The sequence below is a fragment of the Mesorhizobium sp. LNHC209A00 genome, assembly GCF_000502915.1.
In the GTDB taxonomy this organism is placed as follows: Bacteria; Pseudomonadota; Alphaproteobacteria; order Rhizobiales; family Rhizobiaceae; genus Mesorhizobium.
Genome location: NZ_AYWT01000002.1, coordinates 876803 through 886153, shown reverse-complemented (window position 1 = coordinate 886153; position 9351 = coordinate 876803). Strand labels below are relative to the sequence as shown.

Below are 9351 nucleotides of genomic sequence, written 5' to 3'. Positions count from 1 at the left end.
TCGCCTCTCGGGACGCGAAGGAACGATCTCCGGCTCCGACGGCGCCGGCGGGATCTCCGGCGGCCGCGGCTCGGGCGTGGGCTCCGGAACCACGGCCGGCGGGACCTCGTCCGGCGCAGGCGGCTCGGCAGGCGCCTCGGGCGCGGGTTCTTCGTGCGGCTGGGGTTCTGGCAAAGGTTCCGGCTCAGCTGGAACGGTCGGCTCCGGCGTAGGCGGAATGGTCGGGGCAGGCTCTGGCGTCGGCTCCTCGGCGGGCGCTGGCCTTACCTCCTCACGGGGAGGGTGGGGCACGGTCGCCGGCGCGGCTTCCGCCGCAGGCTGCTCGCGCTTCAAAAACTCCGGCACGGCCTGCTCGGCCGCCGGTTTCAGCGCGTCGAGTTGGTCCCATTTGATCGGGGGCAGCGGAGCGGTCTCGTCGATGCGCTCCTCGACGACCTCCTTCTTGCCGAACGAAAATATCTTCTTGAAAAAACCAGCCATGCTTTTGTGTTCTCAGGCGGCGCGGGCGGGAAGGGGGGCGGCTAACAGCCTGATCCCGTCGTGGCCGGTTATATCAGCCTCGACAATCTCTCCGGGCGCGCCGGTGCCGAGTGCGGCAAGCGTGAACCCTTCGGTGCGGCCAAGGCCGTCGCGCTCGATCAGGACCGACTGACGGCTGCCGGCGAGCGAGGATAGGTGGCGCTGGTAGGCCGCTTCGCCGGCGGCGCGCAGCCGGGCGGCGCGCTGCTTGACCAGCTCTCGACGCAGCTGCGGCATGCGCGCGGCGGGGGNGCCTTCGCGCGGCGAAAACGGGAAGACGTGGAGATGGGTCAGGCCGCACTCCTCGACGATTTTTTCCGAGTTCTCGAACATGGCGTCGGTCTCGGTCGGGAAACCCGCGATAATGTCGGCGCCGAAAACAATGCCGGGCCGCAGTTTGCGCACATCCTCGCAAAAGCGGATCGACTGATCGCGCAGATGCCGGCGCTTCATGCGCTTTAGGATCATGTCGTCGCCCGACTGCAGCGACAGATGCAGATGCGGCATCAGCCTGGGTTCTGTGGCCAGCGCATCGAGCAAGTCGTCGTCGGCCTCGATCGAATCGATGGAGGACAGCCTGAGCCGCTGTACGTCGGGCACCTGACGCAGGATGGTCTTCACCAGCTTGCCGAGCTTCGGCGCGCCTGGGAGGTCGGCGCCGAAAGACGTCATGTCGACGCCGGTCAGCACGATCTCGGCGTAGCCATTGCCCGCCAGTCGCTTGACCTGCTCGACCACGGCGCCCATCGGCACCGAACGAGAATTGCCGCGGCCATAGGGGATGATGCAGAAGGTGCAGCGGTGGTCGCAGCCATTCTGCACCTGCACGAACGCACGGGCCCGGCCCTCGATGGCGTCGACCATGTGGCCGGCGGTCTCACGCACCGAGAAGATGTCGTTGACGCGCGCCTTCTCGGTGTCGTTGACGCCGAAATCCGGCAGCGCGCGATAGGAATTGGCCTTCAGCTTCTCCTCATTGCCAAGCACGAGATCGACCTCGTCCATGGCGGCGAATCTTTCGGGCTCGGTCTGCGCGGCACAGCCGGTGACGATGATGCGCGCGGCCGGGTTGTCGCGGCGCGCCTTGCGGATCGCCTGCCTGGCCTGGCGCACCGCTTCGCCGGTGACGGCGCAGGTGTTGAAGATGACGGCGCCGCCGCCCAGTGCGCTGAGGCCCGCATTTTCGGCCTCGCGCCGCATCACTTCGGACTCGTAGGTGTTGAGACGGCAGCCGAAAGTCACCACGTCGATGCGGCCGGGCTGCTTCGCCACGTCGACGTCCTTGGCCAGAGCTGACATCACGCCGCGCTTTCGGTGTCGCGGGCCCATTGTCCGGTCGACGGATCGAAGCTGCCGGAGAATTCCCACTCGGCCGCGCCGGTCAGGATGACGTGGTCGTCCTCGCGCCACTCGACATGCAGCGTCCCGCCGCCGGGGGTCAAAAGGTTGACGCTGCGGCCCGTGCGCCTGGTGCGCGCGGCGGCAACGACAGCCGCGCAGGAGGCGGAGCCGCAGGCCTTGGTCAGGCCGGCGCCACGCTCCCAGGTGCGGATGATCATGCTGTCGGGCGAGGTCACCTGCGCGATGGTTATGTTGGCGCGCTCGGGAAAGATCGGATGGTTTTCGAGCAGCGGGCCGAAACGGTCGAGTTCATAGGTCCAGACATCGGCGTCGACCCAGAAGATGGCGTGTGGGTTGCCCATCGAGACGGCCGAAGGCGAATGCAGCACCGGAGCGTCGATCGGGCCGACCTGCAATTCGATCATGCGGGTGTCGCGGAACTCCTCGGCCAGCGGAATGTCGCGCCAGCCGAAGCGCGGCGTGCCCATGTCGACCGAAATCGAGCCGTCCGCGTGTTCGCGGGCATTCAAGATCCCGGCCACGGTTTCGAAGGTGAAGGTCTTCTCGCCGGTCTCGGCGGCCAGCGCCTGGACGACACAGCGCATGCCGTTGCCGCAGGCCTGCGCACCCGAGCCGTCGGAATTCAGGATGTCGACGAAATAGGCGGTGCCCGGCGTCCTGGCGTCGTGGATCGCCATGATCTGGTCGAACCGCGTCGAGGCATCGGCATTGAGCGCGACGGCAGCCGCGGCCGTCACCCGATCCGCACGGCCACGCATGTCGGCAACGATGATCTCGTTGCCGATGCCGTTCATCTTGGCGAAAGGGGCCGTGCCTGCCATTGCTCCGAAATTTCCATGTCCGTTCGGCGCTATATGGCGGAAACGGGCAGGAATTACCAGTGCGCAGCCTCTTTCACGACGAAGGCGACGGACTTACGTCACCGCAAAGACCCCAAGCAAGATCAACAGGAAGATGATGAGCACGATGCCGATGAGAATGCGCGCGCCCGTGGCGGCCGCGCCCGCCAGCGCCGGCATGCCGAGCAGGCTCGCCGCGGCGGCGATGATCAGGAGAATGATGATCCATTTGAGCATGGGAACGCCTCGCAAGCCGGACACATTGAAACCGATTGAAAAACGCGGCTGTCGTGCTTTGGGTTCCCGGGGCCGGGAGATAGCGCTTGCAGGTGTGGTTTCAGTCGGCGCCAATCGAACGTATGACCCCGCGCCGGAGCCGTCTCCATTGGACATCGTGGTTTTCCCGGCATCGCCTCAGCCGGCGATCTCGATATCCGTGTTGAAGGGAGCCGTCTTGCTCGAATTCTCGTCATGCATGACGAAGTCGCACCGGTATTTGCCGGCCGGCAGGCCGTCGAGGGAGAGGNGTCTTGCTCGAATTCTCGTCATGCATGACGAAGTCGCACCGGTATTTGCCGGCCGGCAGGCCGTCGAGGGAGAGGTCGAGTTTGAAGAACAGTTCGCGATTGTGCGAGCGAGAGGCGATCTGAACACGGCCGACCTTCTCCATTGTGCCGAGCTTTTCGCCGGCTGCCGACACGACGGTGATGTCGACAGAAAGCGCGATCATGCTGTTGCCGAGGCCGTCCTTGCCGTAGCCGTAGCCGACCGGCTCCATGTACAGCACGATTTTCTCCCCGGGCTTGTATATGTGGTTTGCGCGCTCGCTGTAGATACCGAAGCCAGAGGCGGTGTCGACCTGCTTGACGTTCAGGACGCCAAGCGGCATCGCTTGCCAGAGCGCTTCCTGGGCGCTGCTGAATTTCTCCAGCGCACCGGCGCCATCACCCGACTGGAGCAGCTTCTCGGCCTCGGCCGCCCGATCGCTGATCTCGCCCGCGAAAGCCGCCGGCACCGAGACCGCCAGCGCCAAAAGACCTGCCATGATTGACTTCATCTGATTCCCCTATCCTGTCCGGGGATGACCATCAGCGAAAACCATGGCAGCGTAAACGGTCATTCCAGCCATCGAGGCGATCATATCCGGGGCACTTCCCAGATCTCGCCGGGCCGCAAGGCGCGAAAGCGCTCCTGTGGGATGCCTCGGCCGTCCAGCGCCTCGGCCAGCTTCCGGGCAGGCTCGTCGAACGGCTCGTCGGTGAGCTGGAACGTGCCCCAATGGCAGCCGGCGGCGAAGGCCGCGTTGCACAACGCCATGCCCTGGACCGCTTCCTCGGGGTTCTGGTGCTGCGGCGCCATGAACCAGCGCGGCTCGTAGGCGCCGATCGGCAGTATGGCGAAGCGGAAGCCGCCATGCCTGTCCGCCATCAGCCGGTAGTTGATGCCGCCGTGGAAGCCTGTATCGCCGGCGAAATAGATTTTTCCACCCGGCGTCTCGATGACGAAGCCTGCCCACAGCGCCATGCGCCGGTCGCGAGCCCCGCGCGCCGACCAGTGATGCGCTGGTTCGACGTGGATCGCGGTGCCGTTGGAGACATCGACCCTGTCGCCCCAGTCATGCGCGGAAAGCCGCGTGCCGGGCACCGCGGCGGCGATGATGGCATCATTGCCGAGCGGCGTCACCACCAGCGGATCGTGCTTCTCCTGCAACTGCCTCAGCGTGGCAAGGTCGAGATGGTCATAGTGGTTGTGGCTGACCAGCACGAGGTCGATCGCCGGCAGATCGCCAAGGGCGATACCCGGCGGATTGACGCGCCTGGGTCCGGCAAAGGAGAACGGCGACGTGCGCTCCGACCAAACCGGATCGGTAAGGATGTTCAGCCCGGCGGTCTGGATCAGCAAGGTCGAATGGCCGACCATGGTCACGCTCAGATCGGCGCCTTCGACAGTCGCGGCCGGCTTTGCCTGCGCAAAGGGGCTCGGGCTGGCAGCAGGCCATTTCGAGCGTTGGCCGCTGAACTGCCATTTCAGCAGATCCTTGAAGGGGCCGGGCATCCGGCCGCCGGGATTGAAGAACAGGCTGCCGTCGAAATGGTCGCTAGGCGGGCCACTGTAGTAGCGGTTGGCGGCTTTCTTTCTGGCGGCCAAGGTCTGCGCTCCGGGGGGTTTCGGTGAATTCTTTGTTTTCACGCAATTCCCAGGGGAAAGGGCTGCGCGTTTTTCCCGGTAAACACCTTTCCGGGAATTGGCCATAGACATAAGCGCTGACGCGGCTGGCGCAAGCGTTTGCCGGCCGAAGGCCAAGGGCGGCAAGGCGGTCTCGGCTAGGATCGCGGCATCAGGAGGAAGACGCCATGGCGATGAAGCGGACGAAGACACCCTGGATGAAGGCCGAGGATTTCGGTCGCTCGCTGCCGCGCGGCATCGGCGTCAATCTGCTGGTATCGGACATGGCGGCGATGGTAGCCTTCTGCGGTGACGTGCTTGGCGCCCGCATCGTCTATGCCGACGAGGATTTCGCCGCGATCGAGCTTCTGGGATCTGTGTTCATGCTGCATGCGGACCATTCTTATCTCGACAATCCCATGACGGGCTCCATCGCGGGTGCGGAGACGCGCGGTGCCGGCATCGAACTGCGTCTCCATGGCGCGGAGCCCGACGCGATCGAGGCGGCGGCGCTGGAGCATGGCCACATCGTGCTGGCCGGCGCGATCGACAAGCCGCATGGTCTGCGCGAGTGCTATATCGTCGGACCGGACGGATATGTGTTCGTGCCAAGCGCGCCGCTCGCCGGGTGAGTGCGACAAATTTGCAACAATTCATACCGCAAACCCTATTTTAACCATATCGGGTTGAAATTTCGCCACCTTCTCCATCTTGGTGGAGGTGAGATTGCGCGGACGGCTTCCCCCCAGCCGGATCCGACGGAGGTTGTAATGAATTTTTCGAAAGGCGGCCTGGTGGCCGTATCCCTGGCGGCAATCGTTGCGAGCGGCTGCTCAACCTCACGCTTCTCGTCGATGGACGACCAGCAACCGGCGCCGCTGCAGCCAGCCCCCGCTGGCCAGGTGAGTTCCAACCAGCTGCCGCCGCCGGCCTCGCCCGGCACCACCGACCCGTCGCAGTTCCCGACCGCGCCGGCCAACACGCAGGTTGCTTCGCTGCCGCCGGACGGCGCGGCGCCAGCGGGTGCCGCCGATCTCAGCGCGGCGGCCGTCGCCGGTGTCTGGAATGTCAGCGTCTCCGGCCAGAGCTGCAAGGTGGCGACGCCGCAGACCAAGTTCGGCGCCGGTTTCCGCGCCGGGCCGCTGCATTGCCCGGCGCCGATCGACGGCATCAAGTCGTGGAACGTCGCCGGCAAGCAGCTGACGCTTTATGACGAGAATGGCGGTTCGCTGGCGCGGCTTTATTCGTCGGGCGGCTCGAAATTCGACGGCCAGACTTCCAACGGGCAACCGATCTCGCTTACGAGGTAGGACATGCCGATATCCAGGTGATGCCGGCGGCGTGACCTCAATCTCGGCACCCCCTTCCCTGGGTATCCTGCTCTGAATAATGACGTGATCGATGCATCTGCGTGACGGCCTCCAGACCCATCCGACCGTCCGGCAGCGCTACGACCATCTGGTGGTATCAGGCGCGATCGAGCGCGATGCCGCGCAGGAAGAGATCGCCGCCGCGCTCGACCGGCTGACCGTCGAGATCTCGGCCAAGCGGCTGGCGCACAAGTCCAGTGCACTGGGCTGGCTGTTTGCCCGCAAGCGCGAGACGCACGAAGCGGTCAAGGGCCTCTACATCCACGGCGGCGTCGGCCGCGGCAAGACCATGCTGATGGACATGTTCTTCGAGCTCCTGCCGGTCAGGCGCAAGCGCCGTGTGCATTTCAACGACTTCATGGCCGACGTGCAGGACCGTATCCAGAAACACCGGCAGGCACGCAAGGAAGGCACGGTCAGGGAAGACGATCCGATCCCGCCGGTGGCCAAGGCGCTCGCCGAGCAGGCCTGGGTGCTGTGTTTCGACGAGTTCTCGGTCACCGACATAGCCGACGCCATGATCCTGTCCAGGCTGTTCTCGGCACTGTTTGCCAATGGGGTCGTACTGGTCGCCACCTCGAACGTGGCGCCGCAAGATCTTTACCGTGACGGGTTGAACCGCCAGCTTTTCCTACCGTTCATCGCCATATTGGAACGCCACGCGCAGGTGCTGTCGCTGGACGGGGACAAGGATTACCGGCTGGAAAAGCTCGCCCGTACGCCGGTCTATGTCACGCCGGCCGATGCGGCGGCCGACCAGGCGCTCAACGAGGCCTGGCAGGCGATGACGCGCGGGGCGCCGACGGCCGAGACCTCGCTGACGCTGAAGGGACGCAAGGTGGTGGTGCCGGCCGCCGCTGGTGACGCGGCGCGTTTCACCTTCGCCGACCTCTGCGAAAAGCCGCTCGGCGCGCGCGATTACCTGGCGATCGCCGGGCGGTTTTCAACTGTTTTCATCGACCGTGTGCCGGTGCTGGGCGAAGGCAAGCGCAACGAGGCCAAACGCTTCATCCTGTTGATCGACACGCTCTACGACCATCATACGCGGCTGGTGGTGAGCGCCGACGCGCTACCGCACGCGCTTTATGTGGCCAAGCGCGGCGTCGAGGTGTTCGAATTCGAGCGAACCGCATCGCGGCTGATCGAGATGCAAAGCCGCGACTGGCTGGAGAGCTGGGCGAAGCGCCGGACGGGTGAAAGTAGGGTCGGCGGAGGCACGGCCGCACCTTCACCTTCCTGAGCAGAGCCCAGGATTTGCAGCGCTCATCGCGCCTTGGATTACTTCTTGGCTCTCAACGTCTCGACGTCGGTCTTGCCGACGTACCAGTCGCGGGCGTTGACCTCCTCGAAGACGACCCAAACGTCGTCATTGCCCAGCCCGGTGGCGTCCATGATGGCCGCCGTGACTTTCCTGGCGATGTCAGCCTTCTTGCCTGCCGGATCGGCGGCGATCACTTCCTTGACGATGCGGATGTTGACGAATGGCATGACGCCCTCCTCTTGAATTGTGTCTGATACCGCCGAGAGCCGGCTTCGAACTCCGCTCCGGTGAACCGCAGGATGGTGGCTCCGGAAGCCGCGGCGAAGCGGGCGCAGCGGCTAGCCGCAAAACGGCCAATAAGGGCCGCCAGAGAAGCGTTTCCAGCAGGCTCAATAGGTCTTGGCCCCGTTCACCATCAGCCGCACCGAATAAAGCGAGGTGGTGCCGGCGATGTAGAGACAGTTCAGCTTGGCGCCGCCGAAAACGCAATTGGCGGTCACCTCCGGTACCTTGACCTTGCCGATCAGCGTGCCGTCGGGATCGTAGCAATGGATGCCATCGGCGGCACTCGTCCAGATACGTCCATCGGCGTCGAGCCGGAAGCCGTCGAACAGTCCGGCCGTGCAGTCGGCGAACACCTTGCCTCCGGAAACCTTCTTGCCGTGCTTGCCGACGTTGAACACCCGCATATGTGCCGGGTTCTCGGCGCCATGCGTGCGGCCGGTGTCGACGACATAGAGCAGGCTTTCGTCGAGCGAGAAGGCAAGGCCGTTCGGCCTGACCATGTCGGTGATGACAGCCTCGATATCGCCCGTGTCGGGATCGACCCGGTAGACATGGCAGGCACCGATTTCACTCTCGGCTTTATCACCCTCATAGTCGGTGTCGATGCCGTAGGTCGGATCGGTGAACCAGATCGAGCCGTCGGACTTCACCACCGCGTCGTTGGGCGAGTTCAGCGGCTTGCCCTTCCATTTGGCGGCGATGGTGGTGATCGAGCCGTCATGCTCCGTGCGGCTGACGCGGCGGCCCGAATGCTCGCAGGTGACCAGCCGGCCTTGCCGGTCGACGGTGTTGCCGTTGGAATTGCCGGACGGCTGCCGGAAGACACTGACGCTGCCGTCCGTCTCGTCGTAACGCAGCATGCGGTTGTTCGGAATGTCCGACCAGACGACATAGCGGCCGGCGGCGAACCAGGCCGGCCCTTCCGCCCACCGGCAGCCGGTGAACAGCTTCTCCACCTGCGCGTTGCCGTTGAACAGGCGCCCGAAACGTGGATCGAGAACCTCATAATAGTCTGCGGCCGCCATGCATTTCCTCCCAGTCATCGGTGACACCGGATCAAGCCAGCCCGCAATCGATCTGGCAAGACAGGGTAACGCTAATTTGTAAGACAAAACGGAAGGCGGCTCGCCGGCCGGCCAGGCCGCGTCTTGCCAGACCTTAGGGAGCCATTAACCGGCTATGCGCTGGCTGCAATGGTGCATTGCAACATCTTCTTTTTGCAACGCACCATTCCTATGTCATGATCCGTACCGATCAAGGGAGGAATAAACGGCCGCGCCGAATGCGGCACAGAAGGAACCTTGCTATGATCTTCAACGACCTCATGACCCGCGCTCGCAGCAGCATCGCCAAGCGCAAGCACTACAATCGTCTCGTCGCCGAAATCGACAGCTTCTCCAGCCGCGATCTGGCCGATATGCGCGCCGACCGCTCGGAAATGCTCTACCAGATCCACAAGCAGATCTACGGCTGAGCAACCCATAGCGTTTGTCGTCTCGGGTAGCCGCCACGGAGCTTCGCTCCTGCTTTGCCCGTGGATGACGAAGGT

General features: G+C 64.4%; 11 protein-coding genes and 1 pseudogene. 4 read left to right on the top strand and 8 right to left on the bottom strand.

The genetic code is table 11. The features are described 5' to 3' along the window. The 6 genes and pseudogenes from X739_RS1000000167055 to X739_RS158305 all read right to left on the bottom strand — a co-directional run. Positions 1–480, bottom strand: a pseudogene (locus X739_RS1000000167055) (signal recognition particle-docking protein FtsY); the annotation flags it as partial. Between the two features lie 12 nt (positions 481–492). Further along, the gene (mtaB, locus tag X739_RS158290; protein WP_023793615.1) at positions 493–1818 is read right to left on the bottom strand and encodes a tRNA (N(6)-L-threonylcarbamoyladenosine(37)-C(2))-methylthiotransferase MtaB; all 1326 of its coding nucleotides are present in this window, start codon (positions 1816–1818) and stop codon (positions 493–495) included. After that, entirely contained in the window at positions 1818–2702 is an 885-nt protein-coding gene (dapF, locus tag X739_RS158295) for a diaminopimelate epimerase (protein ID WP_023782135.1), read from the bottom strand. Before dapF ends, mtaB begins: the two co-directional genes overlap by 1 nt. A 93-nt stretch (positions 2703–2795) precedes the next feature. Further along, positions 2796–2957 (bottom strand): DUF1328 family protein, encoded by a 162-nt coding sequence (locus X739_RS1000000167730; RefSeq protein WP_015315001.1) that lies wholly within the window; start codon positions 2955–2957, stop codon positions 2796–2798. A 232-nt stretch (positions 2958–3189) separates the two neighbouring features. Beyond that, positions 3190–3777 carry a hypothetical protein gene (locus X739_RS0133885; RefSeq protein WP_051410566.1) on the bottom strand — a complete coding sequence of 196 codons (588 nt, stop codon included), beginning with the start codon at positions 3775–3777 and terminating at the stop codon, positions 3190–3192. Positions 3778–3857: 80 nt separating this feature from the next. Further along, complete coding sequence (locus tag X739_RS158305) at positions 3858–4868, bottom strand: MBL fold metallo-hydrolase (protein ID WP_023793612.1); 1011 nt, start codon at positions 4866–4868, stop codon at positions 3858–3860. A gap of 206 nt (positions 4869–5074) precedes the next feature. Here X739_RS158305 and X739_RS158310 point away from each other — a divergent pair, with 206 nt between their 5' ends. The 3 genes from X739_RS158310 (at position 5075) to zapE (ending at position 7496) form a co-directional block, all read left to right on the top strand. After that, a complete protein-coding gene (locus tag X739_RS158310) occupies positions 5075–5518 on the top strand; it encodes a hypothetical protein (RefSeq protein ID WP_023774511.1) in 444 nt (147 codons plus the stop codon). Positions 5519–5656: 138 nt separating this feature from the next. Continuing rightward, a complete protein-coding gene (locus X739_RS158315; RefSeq protein ID WP_023774510.1) occupies positions 5657–6196 on the top strand; it encodes a protease inhibitor Inh/omp19 family protein in 540 nt (179 codons plus the stop codon). Positions 6197–6287: 91 nt separating this feature from the next. Beyond that, the gene (gene zapE, locus X739_RS158320) at positions 6288–7496 is read left to right on the top strand and encodes a cell division protein ZapE (RefSeq protein ID WP_023774509.1); all 1209 of its coding nucleotides are present in this window, start codon (positions 6288–6290) and stop codon (positions 7494–7496) included. A 38-nt stretch (positions 7497–7534) separates the two neighbouring features. Here the strand turns inward: zapE and X739_RS158325 are convergent, their stop codons facing one another. Both X739_RS158325 and X739_RS158330 read right to left on the bottom strand, forming a co-directional pair. Further along, positions 7535–7744 (bottom strand): 4-oxalocrotonate tautomerase family protein, encoded by a 210-nt coding sequence (locus tag X739_RS158325; RefSeq protein ID WP_023774508.1) that lies wholly within the window; start codon positions 7742–7744, stop codon positions 7535–7537. 162 nt (positions 7745–7906) lie between these two features. After that, positions 7907–8827 carry an SMP-30/gluconolactonase/LRE family protein gene (locus X739_RS158330; RefSeq protein ID WP_023774507.1) on the bottom strand — a complete coding sequence of 307 codons (921 nt, stop codon included), beginning with the start codon at positions 8825–8827 and terminating at the stop codon, positions 7907–7909. A 281-nt stretch (positions 8828–9108) separates the two neighbouring features. Here X739_RS158330 and X739_RS1000000167725 point away from each other — a divergent pair, with 281 nt between their 5' ends. Beyond that, the gene (locus X739_RS1000000167725; RefSeq protein WP_023774506.1) at positions 9109–9276 is read left to right on the top strand and encodes a hypothetical protein; all 168 of its coding nucleotides are present in this window, start codon (positions 9109–9111) and stop codon (positions 9274–9276) included. The last annotated feature ends 75 nt before the right edge of the window (positions 9277–9351 follow it).

Coding starts and splice junctions, on each gene's coding strand:
- dapF (WP_023782135.1), bottom strand. CDS start 2,702: ATGGCAGGCACGGCCCCTTTCGCCAAGATGAACGGCATCGGCAACGAG.
- X739_RS1000000167730 (WP_015315001.1), bottom strand. CDS start 2,957: ATGCTCAAATGGATCATCATTCTCCTGATCATCGCCGCCGCGGCGAGC.
- X739_RS158310 (WP_023774511.1), top strand. CDS start 5,075: ATGGCGATGAAGCGGACGAAGACACCCTGGATGAAGGCCGAGGATTTC.
- X739_RS158315 (WP_023774510.1), top strand. CDS start 5,657: ATGAATTTTTCGAAAGGCGGCCTGGTGGCCGTATCCCTGGCGGCAATC.
- zapE (WP_023774509.1), top strand. CDS start 6,288: ATGCATCTGCGTGACGGCCTCCAGACCCATCCGACCGTCCGGCAGCGC.
- X739_RS158325 (WP_023774508.1), bottom strand. CDS start 7,744: ATGCCATTCGTCAACATCCGCATCGTCAAGGAAGTGATCGCCGCCGAT.
- X739_RS158330 (WP_023774507.1), bottom strand. CDS start 8,827: ATGGCGGCCGCAGACTATTATGAGGTTCTCGATCCACGTTTCGGGCGC.
- X739_RS1000000167725 (WP_023774506.1), top strand. CDS start 9,109: ATGATCTTCAACGACCTCATGACCCGCGCTCGCAGCAGCATCGCCAAG.